The sequence below is a fragment of the Chryseobacterium sp. NG-CE01 genome, assembly GCF_055695505.1.
The window spans coordinates 3,347,441-3,364,036 of sequence record NZ_CM146369.1 but is presented as its reverse complement, the minus strand read 5'-3'; the positions used below and the strand labels follow the sequence as shown (position 1 = coordinate 3,364,036).

13 protein-coding genes and 1 tRNA gene are annotated in these 16,596 nt (G+C 35.8%); 3 read left to right on the top strand and 11 right to left on the bottom strand.

Features of this window, described 5'->3' with window-relative positions; all coding sequences use genetic code 11:
* The first annotated feature begins 27 nt into the window (after positions 1–27).
* Positions 28–570: a hypothetical protein gene (locus ACYT6F_RS15650; protein ID WP_472598558.1), complete on the top strand. Its 543-nt coding sequence runs from the start codon at positions 28–30 to the stop codon at positions 568–570.
* On the opposite strand, the gene ACYT6F_RS15645 is transcribed toward ACYT6F_RS15650, so the two are convergent.
* From ACYT6F_RS15645 to xth, 8 genes are all read right to left on the bottom strand, one after another.
* Positions 567–4,997, bottom strand: a complete 4,431-nt coding sequence (locus ACYT6F_RS15645; protein WP_472598557.1) for an AAA domain-containing protein — start codon at positions 4,995–4,997, stop codon at positions 567–569. The genes ACYT6F_RS15650 and ACYT6F_RS15645 overlap by 4 nt on opposite strands.
* 327 nt (positions 4,998–5,324) lie before the next feature.
* On the bottom strand, positions 5,325–6,509 hold the full coding sequence (locus tag ACYT6F_RS15640) for a hypothetical protein (protein ID WP_472598556.1): 1,185 nt from the start codon (positions 6,507–6,509) through the stop codon (positions 5,325–5,327).
* Between the two features lie 2 nt (positions 6,510–6,511).
* Positions 6,512–8,971, bottom strand: a complete 2,460-nt coding sequence (locus tag ACYT6F_RS15635; protein WP_472598555.1) for an N-6 DNA methylase — start codon at positions 8,969–8,971, stop codon at positions 6,512–6,514.
* A gap of 367 nt (positions 8,972–9,338) precedes the next feature.
* Positions 9,339–10,559: a site-specific integrase gene (locus tag ACYT6F_RS15630; protein WP_472598554.1), complete on the bottom strand. Its 1,221-nt coding sequence runs from the start codon at positions 10,557–10,559 to the stop codon at positions 9,339–9,341.
* A 251-nt stretch (positions 10,560–10,810) separates the two neighbouring features.
* Positions 10,811–10,898, bottom strand: a tRNA-Ser gene (locus ACYT6F_RS15625).
* 138 nt (positions 10,899–11,036) lie between these two features.
* Positions 11,037–11,402 carry a response regulator transcription factor gene (locus ACYT6F_RS15620; RefSeq protein WP_472598553.1) on the bottom strand — a complete coding sequence of 122 codons (366 nt, stop codon included), beginning with the start codon at positions 11,400–11,402 and terminating at the stop codon, positions 11,037–11,039.
* 158 nt (positions 11,403–11,560) lie between these two features.
* On the bottom strand, positions 11,561–11,953 hold the full coding sequence (locus ACYT6F_RS15615; protein ID WP_472598552.1) for a Fur family transcriptional regulator: 393 nt from the start codon (positions 11,951–11,953) through the stop codon (positions 11,561–11,563).
* Between the two features lie 196 nt (positions 11,954–12,149).
* Positions 12,150–12,920, bottom strand: a complete 771-nt coding sequence (gene xth, locus ACYT6F_RS15610) for an exodeoxyribonuclease III (protein WP_472598551.1) — start codon at positions 12,918–12,920, stop codon at positions 12,150–12,152.
* 197 nt (positions 12,921–13,117) lie between these two features.
* Here xth and ACYT6F_RS15605 point away from each other — a divergent pair, with 197 nt between their 5' ends.
* Positions 13,118–13,738, top strand: a complete 621-nt coding sequence (locus ACYT6F_RS15605; protein ID WP_472598550.1) for a DUF4142 domain-containing protein — start codon at positions 13,118–13,120, stop codon at positions 13,736–13,738.
* Positions 13,739–13,819: 81 nt separating this feature from the next.
* Here ACYT6F_RS15605 and ACYT6F_RS15600 read toward each other — a convergent pair whose 3' ends face one another.
* Both ACYT6F_RS15600 and ACYT6F_RS15595 read right to left on the bottom strand, forming a co-directional pair.
* Positions 13,820–14,422 carry a DNA-3-methyladenine glycosylase gene (locus tag ACYT6F_RS15600; RefSeq protein WP_472598549.1) on the bottom strand — a complete coding sequence of 201 codons (603 nt, stop codon included), beginning with the start codon at positions 14,420–14,422 and terminating at the stop codon, positions 13,820–13,822.
* A 56-nt stretch (positions 14,423–14,478) separates the two neighbouring features.
* Entirely contained in the window at positions 14,479–15,075 is a 597-nt protein-coding gene (locus ACYT6F_RS15595; RefSeq protein WP_472598548.1) for a Crp/Fnr family transcriptional regulator, read from the bottom strand.
* A 244-nt stretch (positions 15,076–15,319) separates the two neighbouring features.
* On the opposite strand from ACYT6F_RS15595, the gene ACYT6F_RS15590 reads away from it, so the two are divergent.
* Positions 15,320–16,168: a cyanophycinase gene (locus ACYT6F_RS15590; RefSeq protein WP_472598547.1), complete on the top strand. Its 849-nt coding sequence runs from the start codon at positions 15,320–15,322 to the stop codon at positions 16,166–16,168.
* A gap of 65 nt (positions 16,169–16,233) precedes the next feature.
* Here ACYT6F_RS15590 and ACYT6F_RS15585 read toward each other — a convergent pair whose 3' ends face one another.
* Positions 16,234–16,596 (bottom strand): response regulator transcription factor, encoded by a 363-nt coding sequence (locus ACYT6F_RS15585; protein ID WP_169230388.1) that lies wholly within the window; start codon positions 16,594–16,596, stop codon positions 16,234–16,236.

Below are 16,596 nucleotides of genomic sequence, written 5' to 3'. Positions count from 1 at the left end.
CATAGTCGGGAAAATACTATGCCGTTTATGGAAGGCACAATCAATCTGTTCGATGAAAACAGCGTAGCGTATGACGCTTACTCCATACGCATAGAATGCGCTCCCGATTATCCTAGAAGCTTTCCGCTTGTATATGAAACACAAGGAAGATTGCCGCATAATATAGATTGGCATCTGTATAATGACGGACATTTCTGTATCTGTACGCCCATAGAAGAATATATTCACTGCGCAAAGGGAATCACCGTTACCTCTTTTATCCAAAACCAGGTCGTACCTTATTTACACAACCAAAGTTTTAGAGAAAGAGAAGGTTACTTTCTTCACGAACGATCCCATGGACTGCAAGGCATATTAGAATCTTTATATGACATACTACAAACCAGAGACGCAAACAAAATGTATTCGCTGCTCATGTATATCTATAAAAATGACAACCCATCACGCACCTCAAAATGCTTTTGCGGAAGCCGTAAAAAATACAGATATTGCCACAGAGAAGCTTACCGGTCGATAAAAAGTATGGGGCAAGACCGATTGTACTCCATCATCTTATCCCTAAGACACTAATTAGTAATCAGCTCATAGCTGAAATACTCATTTGTCGCATACCAATCCTGATCCGGACTAGCATAAAACGCTGTCTCCTCTCTGGCAATAAAAACTTTATTAAGTTTAGGTATTTTTGCTAGCAACTTTCTTAGATTCTGGTCACGGTTCACCGGATTCTGGTATACCAGAATATAATTATTCAGAGGGTATTGACTCATAAAATCATTTAAGAAACCAGCCAGTTCATTTACATCGTCAAGATCCAAATTAGACAAAGAATTAGCGCAGGTCAGCACAACCGTATGAGGTAATATAAACTCATCTTTATAATAAGCCGGATTATTTTTTTCCAATCCCTCACACAAATCAAAAGTATCCATAGCTTTAAAAGCCCCTGATTCGCTAAATTCTTGAGCCTTGTTCAGCATCGCCTTCGAAACATCCACACCCAGATAATGCACCTTTCGACTAACCTCAGCTTTAAAAACATTATTAAAAGCCAGAGAGGCCGTGAATGGACCGCATCCAAAATCAACAAACATTATTCGCCCTTCCGTATGCTCAAATCTCGACAAAAAGAATGCCTTATTATGAAGAAAAATATGCTGTACTGAAACAAAATGTTTTCTCATATTCCAATAGCAATACAACAAGACATTCTCTTTTGGCGTATAAAAATCCAGTAAACTCTGGTTATCCAAAAAACCTACATTTTGCTCATAATTGAAATCAATTTGTGCATCAAAATCGGCCGTTCCATACCGGATAAGATTATTGCGTGTAAAATCCGTATTTAACCCCAATATTTCATTAGGCCATTTAGTTCGTCTGTCATTTTTAACCACAGTCACCACCTTATTTTCAAATACACTTTTAAAAGGTTCGCTAATCACAGATAATGCTGTTTCCCCGGCAGTAGAAGTCCCGTCAGGAAAATAAATAGACTGGCCTTTCAAAATATCAGACAAAGGCGTATTACTATAGCCGCCTTTTGATTTACAATACTCTATCAGTCTCAGATAAATAAGATTATCCGATAATATAGCATCATTGCCGACCAGTACCATCTGCTCACGAGCCCGTGTAAGAGCCACATTTAACTTACGATCCACATCGCCCTCATCATTCAAATTAATCATTCCCCGCAACTGGAATGGATTATTCACAGAAAAAGAATAAATAATAATATCCCGTTGGCTTCCCTGAAATCGCTCCACAGAATCGACAGTGATCTTATCATAATCGGATATGCCTTCCTCTTCGAGCTTATGCTTGATAAGCGCTATCTGATTTCGGAAAGGAGCAATAATGCCCACGGTTGTAAGCGGATTAAATGGCTTATCATTACCTTCATATAAGGCTATGATTTCCTTAACAATATAAACAACAAAATCAGCTTCACAAGCATTGGTTTTTCCATAAAGATCATTGACCTTCTTATTGTTAAAAAAGACAAGCCTCTTTTGGCTCAGCAACTTTCTGACGCTATTGGTGCCAGATTCTGAAAACTGCAGATCTGCTACCTGACGATACAATGAGGTCTTAGTGGGAGCATCAATACCTGGCGCATCATAAGCCTCGCGCAATAATCCTTTATAAAAAGCAAAATTTGGAAATAAAGAAATGTCTTTATGCATACGCCCCTGATAAGTCAAGGTATCATAAGAACTCAAATGCTTATTTTCTTCGCAAAACTTATAAAGGCGTTCAAACAAAGAATTCTTTCTGTTATACAGTCCAATAGACTCCAGCAACCCGTTATTGGTTTTAGAGCGCTCAGCAGACTGCAGCGAAATTGCAGGCAATTGTTTATGATCGCCAATAAGCACAAACTTTGAAGCTTTTCCTAAAATACCCACCAATTGAGGCTCTAAAATCTGAGAAGCCTCATCAACTATTATATAATCAAAGTTTTTTACCTGAAAAATATGTTCCTTGCTGCCCACAGAAGCCACCGTAGATACATACACATTATTTTCCCTTATAATACGGGATACTTCAGCACGATCAAATCTATGCCCCGATGCTCGCAACTCTTTTTCTCTTGTTTCCATGATCACATCCAGCAAATTGTCATGATATTTGGCATCTGCAGACAACTGTGAACCAAAGCGAATAAAATTCCGTCCGTTCGTTCCTGCACAGGCATTGTTAATTGCATCGCAGAGTTCATCAACAGCGCGATTTGTATAGGCCAATACCAAAATACTTTTGCCACAGGCAATAAGCTCTTTTACCAGATTCTTGATAATAATGGACGTTTTCCCTGTACCTGGAGGACCATTCAATAAAAAATAGCGATCTGCAGATAAAGCCTTATTAATAACCGTTTGCTGCTCATTACTCACAAAAGGATTTTTATAGCCATAATCTTTGCCCTTGCCGGGAGACTCCTGCGTTAAAATCAAATTTTTAAACGACGAACTTTCTTTCAGAAAACCGTAAAGATTACGGTACATAGAATTAAAAGAAATTTCCATAAAGTCACTCTCCAATGCCCATTTTGCATGGGTTCCAAAAGAAGTGAAAAACGCCTTATTACGTTGCTTGTATCGGAAATATACCGTCACTGAGCGTGCAGTAATTTCTTTAATAGTACATTTAAAAATCTGGCTAGTGGAAACCAGGTCCGACTCGCTGTTACGAGGATATAACACACAAATATCACCTACTCTGAAATTAACATGTTTATTCTCTGTATTTGTTCTTTTGAACTCAATAATTTGATCTGTCTCATCAATTTTATTATATGTAATTTCCAGATCATACAGAATTTCAAATTTCTCCTTCTTTTCCTCAAAACTATCCAGCCAAAGTCTGGCCAAACCATTAGAACCATTTTCTCTATCCTGTTCAGCACTCCCCATCTTACTTAGAAAATGCTCGTAAGAAACATAATTCAAAAACGAAATAAAATAGCTTCTTTCCAGATCCGAAGCCGAGGCTATCGGTTTAAGAAAATTGTCCAGTTGAGGTTCTATTATATTTCTGAAATTAGGATGAATATCCCTATTAATAATATTCTGAGCATTGACCATTGCTAAAAGAGAGGCAGTAGACTGTTCATTATCTTTTGCAAGAAGATGTTCTATTGCAATAATTTTATTTCTAAGATTGATTACCTTTTGGAACCCGTTCAGAAAAGCACCGGTATTTCTCATATTTCCTCGGTCTGGTTTGGAATACAAAATAAACCCCTGCACTTTAGCATTGATCTGTCCCACACTCAGCTTTTCTACTTGCGAATAAAGAAGGTAATACATAAACAACTGGGCTTGATGATTGCCCTTGATACTCACACCGTCATCTGGAAAAGAGGTGCTACCGGATTTTAACTCTATAATCTTAGAGAGACCTCCGTTTTTTTTCCAATCAAGCATATCCATCCTTCCCTGTAGCCCAAACTTCTCAGACAAAAAAGAAGGTTCCAAAGAAATATTTTCAAGATCAATACCCAATTGTAAAAATTCGTTCTCGATGGTATTTTTAATTTTAAGAAATTGCTTCTTGCTTTCCTGCTGATAGGTAGTAAAATGTTGTTGCTCCACAATATCCTTACAGGTAGTATACTCAAACGGACTAGTTCTAAAATGCTTAACAAAAGTATCACCGAACTCTACAGGAACCGAAGGATTCGAAAATACCTCATCGACCACCAGGTTTGCAAAATTACCGAGCAGTATGTGCTTGGTGTTAGCCACCGACTCAAACTTTGACTTCAAAAATAGTAACTCCGTTTCTCCATAATCTTGAATACACTCTGCCACAGAAGAAACATCCAACAGATAATCCGGCTCCAGCACAATAATCTTGGGATGAAAAACTTCATTCGCATCAACATCGATATCGACAAGATATAAAACGGCACCTACCCAAAAATCTTTACAAGACGTAATTACATCGCTTATACCTCTTTCTAGTATCTGTACGGTAACGAGTTTGTCCGGAGCAAACTCGAAAACAGGCTCTTTTAAACTCAAAACATCAATATGGCAAATTAAATGATTCTCCCTCTTTTCCACAATGCTGACTTTAACCTCGCTTAGTCGTACATTCTTAATGGTAATAAATTTCTTAATAGGTTTTTCTTTGAATAACAAACTATCGGGAATATGGATAGCGTATACAACCTGAAGAAATTCAGCAAAAAGAGAAATATGATATTTATAATTGGTTTCATCAGGAATAAGACCTTCATGTAGTACTTTGTTAGCTGTGACACGTAATCCATGAATAGACCTGTTAACCTTATGTTCTTGACAGACAAAATTTAGACGTGAAAAAAAATTAGCAAACTGAATCGAGGCTGTTGAGGTAATATTTTTACAAACTTTTTCTAATAAACTTCTTAGTTGAGGATATTTTATCGACAAATGCAAAGATTCATTTTTATGAATACTCTCTAATTCTTCAAGAAATTCCAGAGCTATGATTTTTTTGGTCATTAGTTAAATAGTATCATATTAAACTTTTATACAACTTTTTTCGAAGTTGCAGTATATGACAAAGTTATTTAAAAGAACGTTATATCGATTACGGAAAACAGTAATTAATACGATTTTTTTTTAATATTTTACTATAAATAATCTAATATCTGTATATTAAAGTAGCAAAATATACAATCAGCAATTATTTATAGTAGATTAAAAAACACCCTCCGTCTCGGTGACTTTATGAAAGACTACTGATAAAAATGAGGTTAATATATTCTTCTACCGTAGCTATAATATCTTCTGTCCAGAAGGTGTTAAGTTACTTATTATTAATGCTCTTTATTTCAATAATTCTAATATTTTACTAGCTCTGACTTTTATATCCCCAGTTCTGTTATCAGTATACTCTTCAATTTCTATGATAATCTTTTGATCAGCTACCAAGGAGTAATCATTAACTAAATGTGGAGGAATAAATATATTCTTTCCACCCGTACTTTGTTGTAAAAAAGCAAATCCTTTCTCATTATTTATATTAATTACTTTACCCGTGATTGAATCTTCCTTTTGCTCCAAATTATCAACTTCAACAATTTTCACCCAGTTCTCAGTTTGAGGTTTTGTGTCAATGTACATTTTAAACCAGATTATAATGTCTAAAAGTTGATAAAATACACTTTTAAAAAGAAAAGATGTTTTGATAGTCTTTACAAATAAGTCAATTTCAGATCGGTGCGAGCCTGCTTGTGTCACTGACAAAATGTTTCGTAAGTAAAAAGTAATTTGTTTTGGTAAATGAGTTCCCTCCTGGTGTTGATAACCTTTTTCTATAAAAAATGTGCCATCAGGACTCTTACCTGCCATAAACTTACTAGCTTCATTTAAAGAAACACAAGATGAAGTAAACTCACTAGGTAGTAATTTAAATTTAGTAAATGCTACAAAGATATCTTCTACAATTATTCTTATTGCATTGAAATGATTGTCAATATTAGTTTCATCATTTGCTTTTAAGAGATTTAAAATATCTTGAGCTGCCAGTTCACCTATATATTTTTCATTACAAACATCAAAAATGCGTTTGTAAGCTTGACGAAGTTGTGTGTCTTGTTGATTCGCTGCAGCAGCCTTTATGTCTTCAAACAAACACATAATATCCTCTTCATGTCCCTTTTTATATACCTTTTTGAAGGCTTTATTAAAAGTCCTATCCTCATAGGCTTCAGCTTGCCCGGTAAGAACAAAAATTTCGAACTTCTTCTTCAATTGCAATAATTGCTCTTTTGCTCGATGTACATTTTCGGTATCTTCTGAGCCTTGTATATCCTCTTCATTTTCAAAGAACTTGGCATCCAATAATACACCATCATAGAAAGGATAGTTTCGTTCTAATTCACTGATTCCGGCATTTAATGATTTGAAAGGAATTAATTGTATTCCGTTTCTTTTTGCGCGACCTTTGGTTCCTGAGAGCGTTTCATGCTCATCATCAATCCATAAAATATTATAAATTACGTCTTCCATAGTTAATTCATCAATTTGATTGGAAATTGAAATTTAAACTTAACACTATAGATTGGATCGTCATTTAATGATAACAACCAATCTGGATTATCAAAATCAGAGACTATTCTGTGAATATCATAACCACCTAAACCACTACCTGCACTTTTGTCTGCTGTGGAATATTTGGCAATAAACCTTTCCTTGTCAAAATTTTTAGGAAAAGCTTTACCGTTATTTTTAATTTCAACAACTAAAAAATCATCTACTTCAGTTAGTTCAATAACCACTTCATTTATACTATCTTTTTTATCAAAAGCATACTTATTTGCATTTGTTAAAAGGTTATCAAATAAGATTTTTAATAGCGTTTTGTTTGCTGAGATTCCTCTTTCTCTTGTATTTTCAGTCTTCAAGAGTAACTTTTGAATCTTAAAGTTAAATCCATTACTTGATAGCTCGTTAATTATGCTATTAATATCAGAAAGGGAAATAAGTTGTTTGTCATATGCTGATAAAACAAGGCCATTTTCACCATTTTCTAAAACTTCTGTAATGAAGTTTACATCTCTCTTAATTTCTTTTAGAGCAGACATAATATCGACTTCATAATATTCTAAAAAGGCTCTATTCATCTCTTCAAAGCCGGACTGATTTCTAATCACGAAATCCAATAAATTATCAGACCAATCTAGAATATTTTGTCGAGGTCTTCCTAGTGTATGTTTTAGGGAAGCAAATTCATTATAATCCTTCATTGCCTTGTCATGAACTAGTGCATTTCTTTCCTCCTGAAGAACTTTAATCTTGGTTGCTACTTCATAAATACCTTGGATTTTCGCCTTTTGTTCCTCCAATGAAGGTAATTTAATTACCACCTCTAATAAATCACTTTGTCTAATAAAAGGTATTGTAGAACCTAATCGGTATGAATCTAATTGCTTTTGAACATACTCTGATTTGAGTTCATTAATTAAGTAAGCTGTATCCACTCTTGTTTCATCAACTTTAGCAGAAAATATATCTTGTTTTTTAAAAATTGGATTACCCTTAAATTCAAAAAAAGTTGGTTTTAATGTTTTCCAACGAATTGCCAGTAATAAACAAGATTCATCTATTTGATAAATATTGTATCTATTCAAATTTGCTTCTTCAACAGTTTCAAAATCTAATAAAAAATCTACATCATCATCATTTAAGTCACGAATACGAATTAACTTACCAACTTCAGGTAAATTAATTCTATGCCCTCTAAAAGGCACAATAATTTCAGCAAGTCTAACCCCGTCAATGTGTTTTTGAAAATAGCGTGCGACAGTCAAGTTATAAACGTTCTGACGAATTTGATCATTGCCAATAATTCGGATAATATTTTCATCAACCGTTTCATTTTGAATAAAGCTAATTAACTTGTTATAATCTAAAATCTTTAATCTCGAGTCTATATTGGATACAAAAGTTGTAGCATCAATAAACGTAACTTTATCAGGAACTGATTTGGATTTATTAAGAACTAAAATTGTTAAGGGAATTCCTGTGTTTAACAACAAACCACTTGGTAATGAAATAATACTTTCAATTAAATCGTTATCAACTAGAAACTTTCTCAATCTTTGCTCCTGCCCACCTCTGAACAAGAATCCTTGTGGTAAAAGAGCAATCAGTTTACCATCTTGTTTTAAAGATTCAATCCCTTTATCAATTAGAAAACATTCAATTGTCCGATACTGTAAAGCAATATCTTTATATCTATTATTAAGTCGAATTCCGTATGGGGGATTGGAAATTATTAAATCGTATTTTTCTAGGCGACTAGGCCAGTTTAAAATGGAATCTTCACAACGATATGCTAAATTTACAGGCTTATTGTATGCCATAAGCCTTAATGCGCCTAATGCCCATGTTCTTTGACTCAGTTCTTGACCAAAATAGTTTTGAGATTGGTTTAGATTAATCCCGAAAGAAGCTAGTCCAGCAAAAGGATTATAAACTTTTGAACCTGTTTTTAAGTTAGACAGACGATTCATAAAGTGAGTTAATTCTAATGGTTGAATAAATTCACCAGCGTAACGCCCATGAGTATAAGCAATCCTGTAAATGACATCATCAACTATGCTCGGAAAATGTTCCGTAAGCAATTCTTTTTCAATTTGAAAAAGTTGAAAAAATAAATAATCAAGTGGTTGACTAACAAGTTTTGATAAGGAATCAATTAGTATTTCAATAATAGATAAATAAATTTCCTTTTTATCTATGTCCAACTTCGATTGTAAAACGTCTTTTATTAAATCGGGCACACTAAAATCACCTCTAAAGAATTCTAATCTTATCAGATTGTCTTTGTATAAAGACACTAACAAAAGAGTTATTTGTGCTGAGTCTTCTTGATTGTTTAATTCAGAACTTGTTCTAACGGCGTCAAAAATCCCAAAAATCTTAAAAGATATAACATCTACTGGATTTGAATATACAATGCTTGACATAAATCAATCTTTTTATATTAATAATACAAAATTAAAAATCATCCACATCTAACCTACATATGCAAATTTAATTTTATTATTCTTTTTTATTTAATGTAAGTTCTATTGACTCAATATCCATTATTTTCACCCGTAAGAAAGAATTAAAGCTCCTAATTCATAATTCAGTTTTACTTGTAATGAAAGAATGTCTTTTTTTAGCTTCTGCGGCCAATGAATAGCTTTTTGAACTTATTAAAGGAATAATATTTCTTGAAAGTTTAATTTTTTCGTAGCAATTTATCTAAAAAATATTATTTACTCCAACGTCTTCAAAATACTCCTTAAAATCTATCTCACAGGTTTAAGATTAACAGTCATAGCTTTCTTATTTTTCTCTTTTAAAGATATCCTTTAAAACCGCCATATCATCACTCACTTTCTTATCCAAAATTTTCGCATAATGCTGAGTAGTCTTTATATTTGTATGACCCAGCATTTTACTCACACTTTCAATGGGAACACCATTGGACAAAGTTACAGTAGTGGCAAATGTGTGTCTAGCAATATGGAATGTTAAATCCTTACTAATTCCACAGACACTCGCAATTTCTTTCAGATAAGAATTCATTTTCTGATTACTCAAAACAGGGAACAGGACATCCGAATTGACGCACTGGGGATGATTCTCATATTTTAAAACCATTTGCCGGGCCAAAGGCAATAGCGGAACTCTGGTTGAGGTATCGGTCTTTTGACGATGAGTAAAAATCCATTGGTCACCATCAATCCCGACATTGATGTTGGATTTTGACAATTGCTTGACATCCGCATAAGCCAGGCCGGTGTAGCAACTGAAAAGAAAAATATCGCGAACCTGATTCAATCGGTCTGATGCAAATTTCTTTTCGGAGATCATCTGAATTTCTTCTTTTGTAAGGTAAGGACGCTCTACAGCTTTAATCTTTGCTTTGTAACCTAGAAAAGGATCTTTCGTGATCCAACCGTGCGCCATACACAAACGGATGATCTTTTTGAAATTCTTGAGGTATTTTACAGCCGTATTGTTTCCACATTTTCTTACACTGCGTAGCCAGAAATCATAATCACTGACAAAACCGTGATCGATTTGCGTGATATCAATATCAGAAACTTTGTACTTCCAATTAATGAATTCCTGTGTGTGCTTTAAAGAAGTTTTATAACGCTCCAATGTTCCCGGGGCAAAATCCTGACCGACCAAGGCTTCCACTTTGTCATTATGCTCCTGGAATATCGGAATAAGCATTCTTTGCTCAATATCCGTTCCAAGCAGTTTAGATTTTAAACTCTCTGCAGTTACAAAGTTTTCTTCTTTCAGCATCAGGTAGTGGAAATCGTAAACTTTCTGTTCCAAAGTTTTAAGATAGAGATTCAGCGTTTTGGCTTCTTGCGAATTACCCAATGCCTTGTGTGCTTTAACATCCCATTTCTTCGGATCGATATACCTTTTGGCAGCAATGTCTGCTGCCTTGCCGTCTATCGTAATTCGTAAGTAGATGGGAGCGGTTCCGTTTGTTCTGATCTTATTCTTTTTGATAAAGAATAACAGGTTGAATGTTTTGTTCATTGTGTGATAACTTTAATGGTTTAATAATTTACTTTTTGTTACCACTTTTTGCAAGATGTACAATCGTTAGACTGCCTATTGGTCGGGCTTTCCTTGATTTTTCGTGACCCATTTTGGTGATTTTTTGAATGGGACACGAAATAGGACATATAAATCGTGACCTATTTTGTTTTTTTTTGATACTTCGCTAAAACAAAAAACGCTGTAAACATTGATGTTTACAGCGTTTTAGCTTATTTTGGTTTCTAACCTGGCGGAGAGTGAGGGATTCGAACCCCCGGACCTGTTACAGTCAACAGTTTTCAAGACTGCCGCAATCGACCACTCTGCCAACTCTCCTTAAACTCCGATTGTATCGTCGTTTTCAGTGGTGCAAATATAGAACTATTTTTGAAATCTGCAAAATATTTTTTCGTGATATGGTATAACCCTTTTCGGCCGAATTACGTGTTTCAAAAAGCAGCTGATTTTCAAATTCTAATTGCTCGCCACCAATAGATTGTCAATTTTTAGAAGCACGGCATCGATATCAAAGGGCTTGCTGATAAATTCGTCGGCATTGCATCTGCTTATTACTTCATGATCTTTTGCGTGTGCACTCATAATCATGATTGGGATATTTGCTGTTCCCGGATTCGCTCTGAGCTCATTGCATACTTCTATTCCGGATCCGTCGGGCATCATCACGTCCAATATGAAAATATCAGGGACAGCGGAAAGATCTCTGCTGTTGAATGCTTCTACGGTCGAGAAGGAACGAACATCATAATCTTCAAATGACAGGAGTAACTGTAATGCATCTCTGATGCCTGTCTCATCTTCAAGTATAAAAATTGTTTTCATAACCCTTGCATCGCAAAAACAAAGCCAATCTGCAGAAACAATAGATTTTTTATGACAAACATAAAAAAAGATTGAAAAGCATTTACAGAATTTACTGATAGAGAAGGGTTTTCACTAAATGATGGTAAAGGATGACATATGAATTTAGATTTAAATAATTATAATCCTTCTTTTTTGCATTTCGGGCATATTCCGCTGATGACGAAATTATAAGCGTGGGCAATGAAATTTTCAGGAAGAATAATCTGTGGAACCACATTTTCGATACAGGTTACCGCTTTGCAGCTTTCACAATGGAAGTGCAAATGGTTATGCGAATGATTTTCCTTATCGCAATTGTTACATCTGGCATAATTTACAATGCCATCCATATTTACAATTTTATGGATTTTCCCTTCCTTTTCCAGTCGCTCCAAAACCCTGTAGATGGTTACCCGATTACAGAGTCCGTCAAGTTTTTGTTGTATTTCCTGATGTGATAATGCACTGCTAGCACTGTTTAGAAGGTTTAATATTTCTGTTTTTGCCTGCGTATTGCGTACTTGTTTCATATTAAAATTATAGTGAAAACATCATTTGATGCGCAACAAAGTTACAATAAGAATTTTTATCGATAAAAAATCTCTGAATATTAAAAATGACAAAACTAAAGTTGCTGATTTGTAGAATAAATATCAAAGATTATTTAAAATGAATCATTTTCGATTTAAATTAAGTAAAAATTTTAGAATATTGATCAAATATAGATTAATCAAGCGTAATCCATACTGGCGCATGGTCGCTGCTTTTTTCCCAGCCACGAACCTCTTTATCTACACCTCCCGATTTCAGGTTTCCGGCAAGATACGGACTTAGCAAAATATGGTCGAGCCGCATCCCGGCATTCCTGCTGTACGATTTATACAGATAATCCCAAAAAGTATAGATGGTTTCGTCAGGATAAAGTGTTCGGATTGCATCTGTCCAGCCCTTTTTAAGAAGCTGCTGATAGGCTGTTTTTACTTCGGGTCTGTATAAAGCATTATCTTCCCAGCGTTCCGGTTTGTATACATCCGATGGAGTAGGGATAATATTAAAATCGCCGATAACGACTGCAGGAAGATCCATCTTAATAAGTTCATCCATTCTTTTTTTAAGCCGCTTGATCCAGGAAAGCTTATAATCGAATTTCGGACCAGGAAAAGGATTTCCATTTGGCAGATAAAGGCAGCATATAACCGTTTGATTGATAATGGCTTCAATATACCTGCTCTGCTCATCGTCCGCATCTCCGGGTAATGATCTCTGAACTTCTGTGATTTCCATATTTTTAGTAAGGATGGCAACACCGTTCCAGCTTTTCTGTCCTTTCCAGATGGCATTGTAACCTGCATCGTTGATTTCTTTGATGGGAAATCTTTCCTGGGGTGCTTTTAATTCCTGAAGACACACAATATCAGGTTGGGCCTCATCCAGCCAGCGAAGCAGAACCGGAAGCCGGCCGTTTACACCGTTTACATTATAAGTTGCTATTTTCATAATCGTGCAAGATTAAATTCTTTTATCATTACACAATATCCGTTCCATCAGATAAGCAGATATTTAACAGTTCGATACAAAAAAAGAATCCTATCGTATCATAAAAAATAAATTCCTTAAACTTTGGCAAATAAATTGTTACTATCAGCGTGAGCAATAATAATTGCTATTTATATTTAACCATTTACAATAATATTATGAAAAATTCAATTTTAACAGTTCTTGCAGTAGCTGCGATGGTAGCTTGTAAGAAAAACGAAACCACAACTTCTGACCAGTCTGCAGATACTACGGCTACCATGTCCGCACCTGCAGATACTACAATGACAACGGGAGATTCTGCAACAACCGCAATGTCAGACTCCAATACAGCATCGGCTTCATTAAGTGCACAGGATAAAAAATTTGCAGATGCCGCAGCAACAGGAGGGATGATGGAAGTAATGCTCGGACAGCTTGCAGAAAGCAACGCGAGCAGTGCAACCGTAAAATCTTTGGGAGCAATGATGGTAAAAGACCATGGGAAAGCTAATGATGAGCTTAAAAAATGGGCTTCTACGGCAGGGTATACATTACCAACAGCTCTGGATGCTGAAAAACAGAAAAAATACGATGATCTAAAAGCTAAAAAAGGTGCTGAATTTGACCGTATGTATGCGGATCTTATGGTAACAGATCATCAGAAAGATATCGCTGAATTCAAGAAACAGGCTTCCGACGGATCTGAAGCGTCTTTGAAATCTTTCGCCAGCAGCACGCTTCCTACATTGGAACATCACCTGATGGAATCTGAAAAAGCGAAGAAAGCTGTAAAATAAGTACGACACATATTCATTATTATAAATCCAATTTAATTCCGGGAGATCGAAGATCTCCCGGAATTTTTTTACCATCCAATTTTATTTATTCTTACTTACGTAACGGTTATTTCTAAGATAAAACCGAAGTGGAAGCAGGGCATGTTCCTGAGCGTAAGCTACGCCAACCCGTGGAGTGGAGGTAATGTCTTCGGTGCCATAAAGCAATCCCGAATCTTCAATCCATATTTCATCTCCCGTTAAAGATTTTTTATTGAAACTCATGTCAATTCCTAAAGCTTTCGATGCGGAACCCGGACCGGATGAAACGGCTTTATCAGTTACGGGCCTATTTCTTCTTTTTTCAACAATCTCCAGGCCTTTGTATGGTTCTACAGATCGCACCAGTACACTTTTAGGATCGTTCTCCTTCGAAACGACAATATTAAAAAGATGATGAATACCGTAGCATAAATAAACATAGGAAAAGCCGCCGGGCTGATACATGGCTTCCGTTCTTGAACTTCGCCGGCCGCCATACGCATGGGAAGCTTTATCCTCCGTCCCGAAATAAGCTTCTGTTTCCGTAATGATTCCGGCAGTAAGTTCGCCGTTTTTCCTGGTGAAAAGTATTTTACCTAAAAGATCCTGAGCTAGAAATATGGCGTCGGTATTTTGATAATATTCCGGTTTTAACTTTGACATACGATATATTGCTGTTAATTTTATTTAACTACAAAAGTTACAAAAGAATTAGCCTTTTAAACATATATTTTTCTCTGTATTATTTTAAGATAATTTTCTTTTTCCAGCTTTTTGATACAACGCACAACGGTTTCAGTACGCAGACCGGTGATCGCTGCAAGTTCACGCCTTGTAAAAGGAACTTCAAAGGAAAATTTACTCCGGTCGTTGCTAAAACTTTTATGATATTCCAGTGCCCCTTTGATTCTTGTATCAGGATGAAGCGAGGTATTGTTCTGCAGCATGATATACTTAAAATAAAGCCTTTGTGATAAAAAGCTGTTGATGTCTCTTGAGATCGGAGGATTTTCGTCCAGCAGTTTCATGAATTTTTCTTTTGTGAGGGTAATAATACTTGTCGGTTCAATGGCAACGGCATTTACAGGGTATTTTTTATCAATAAAAAGCAAAAGCTCACATACACTGAAACCATCATGCAGAACGGCAAGAATAAGCTCTTTGCCATCTTCGTTATAATGGCTAAGCTTTATCCTGCCTTTCCTGATCTGATAAAATTCTCTGGGTGTATCTCCTTCCTGGAAAATCGTATCGGAGGTGTTCAGATCTTCGACGGCGGCTCCATAGGACAATAAAAGTTCTTCTTCAATTAACATAGATGTGATTTTATAAGGTTAAAACGGTGAAAACCTAATGTAACATGCTCTTTAAGGTATTATATTTCCCCAAGTTATCATTATAATCTGCAAAAGATTATGACCCATATCATATACGATTGATTTAAATAAAATCATGTATGAAAAATAAATTTTACTGTCATTGATTTGAATCAACCCGATTCTTATATTTCTTCCTTAAATTCGATACTAACAGAATACCAATATTGATCAGAATATGAATATGAACATGAAAGAAAGGACAACAACTCCGAAAGGAAAATTGTTAATTATCGGAGGTAAAGAAGACCGCGATGATACGGAAGTTGAAATAAAAAATAAAAATGAGGATTTCATACCTCACGAAATTCTTAAACTTCTTATCAGCAATAAAGAAAACAGGATTGAGGTCATCACTACGGCAAGCTCCGAGCCGGAAGGTATGCGCGATACCTATACCAAAACATTTAAAGAAATAGGATATACCAATTTCGGATTTATTCATTTTGTTGATAAAGCCATGGATGAAGATGTCCAGAGGATCAAAAACAGCAAAGCGGTTTTTTTTACCGGTGGAGACCAGAACGTAATCTGTGATAAATTTAAAGACACGCCACTCTGTGATGCATTAAAGGAGAAATATCTCAACGAAGATGATTTCGTTATTGCCGGAACCAGTGCTGGAGCCATGTGTATGCCGGAAATTATCATTTGTGAAGGGGAGGATGGCGAAGCCATACTGGAAAATGACATTACACTGGCTTCAGGTCTCGGACTATTGTCCCGGTGTATTGTTGATACGCATTTCGTTCATCGCGGAAGATTCGGAAGGCTTTCCCATGCCGTGATGATTAAAAGAGAATGTTTCGGAATCGGTTTGGGAGAAGATACCGCTCTTTTAATTGAAGAAGGTAAAAGAGCAATCTGTAAAGGTTCCGGAATGGTAATAGGAATCAGTGCAAGAGATCTTGAGAAGACCAATGTAGATACGGCAGAAGACGGGCATCCCGTTTATGGAGAAAATTTAAAAGTCCATATTATTACGGACGGCTGTTCAATCGACCTCGAATCGGGAGCGTTTACAGCCCCTTAGATTGTTAACAAGAATAAAGGAATATGCAGCGTCATATTCCTTTATTGTATTTTATATTCGATGGTTTAAACCAAAAGGCTGTTTATTTTAGAAACAATGTCATCAAGGTCAAAAGGCTTGGCAACGAAATCATTCGCTCCTGCATCTGCTGCAATATCGTCTCCGTCTACACTGGCAGAAAGTACGATTACCGGAAGATCCTTCACGCCCTGTGTACTTCTGATGGCCTTTAAAACCTGGTCACCCGACAAAAGAGGCATCCAGAGATCAAGAAGAATAAGATCGGGTTCATCTACCTGAATCTGCTTGATCAGATTCGTACTGTTAATTTCGGTAAAAACGGTAAAACCTTCCGATTCCAGAAGCATTTGAAGGACATCGAGTATACCCTGATCATCATCACAGACCATTATCTTTTTGCTATTCAT

What these genes read in the sequence shown, in the direction of transcription:
- ACYT6F_RS15620 (WP_472598553.1), bottom strand. Translation starts at nt 11,402, where the DNA reads ATGAAAACAATTTTTATACTTGAAGATGAGACAGGCATCAGAGATGCA.
- xth (WP_472598551.1), bottom strand. Translation starts at nt 12,920, where the DNA reads ATGAAAATAGCAACTTATAATGTAAACGGTGTAAACGGCCGGCTTCCG.
- ACYT6F_RS15635 (WP_472598555.1), bottom strand. Translation starts at nt 8,971, where the DNA reads ATGTCAAGCATTGTATATTCAAATCCAGTAGATGTTATATCTTTTAAG.
- ACYT6F_RS15630 (WP_472598554.1), bottom strand. Translation starts at nt 10,559, where the DNA reads ATGAACAAAACATTCAACCTGTTATTCTTTATCAAAAAGAATAAGATC.
- ACYT6F_RS15600 (WP_472598549.1), bottom strand. Translation starts at nt 14,422, where the DNA reads ATGTCAAAGTTAAAACCGGAATATTATCAAAATACCGACGCCATATTT.
- ACYT6F_RS15650 (WP_472598558.1), top strand. Translation starts at nt 28, where the DNA reads ATGGAAGGCACAATCAATCTGTTCGATGAAAACAGCGTAGCGTATGAC.
- ACYT6F_RS15590 (WP_472598547.1), top strand. Translation starts at nt 15,320, where the DNA reads ATGAACATGAAAGAAAGGACAACAACTCCGAAAGGAAAATTGTTAATT.
- ACYT6F_RS15645 (WP_472598557.1), bottom strand. Translation starts at nt 4,997, where the DNA reads ATGACCAAAAAAATCATAGCTCTGGAATTTCTTGAAGAATTAGAGAGT.
- ACYT6F_RS15640 (WP_472598556.1), bottom strand. Translation starts at nt 6,509, where the DNA reads ATGGAAGACGTAATTTATAATATTTTATGGATTGATGATGAGCATGAA.
- ACYT6F_RS15615 (WP_472598552.1), bottom strand. Translation starts at nt 11,953, where the DNA reads ATGAAACAAGTACGCAATACGCAGGCAAAAACAGAAATATTAAACCTT.
- ACYT6F_RS15605 (WP_472598550.1), top strand. Translation starts at nt 13,118, where the DNA reads ATGAAAAATTCAATTTTAACAGTTCTTGCAGTAGCTGCGATGGTAGCT.
- ACYT6F_RS15595 (WP_472598548.1), bottom strand. Translation starts at nt 15,075, where the DNA reads ATGTTAATTGAAGAAGAACTTTTATTGTCCTATGGAGCCGCCGTCGAA.
- ACYT6F_RS15585 (WP_169230388.1), bottom strand. Translation starts at nt 16,596, where the DNA reads ATGAATAGCAAAAAGATAATGGTCTGTGATGATGATCAGGGTATACTC.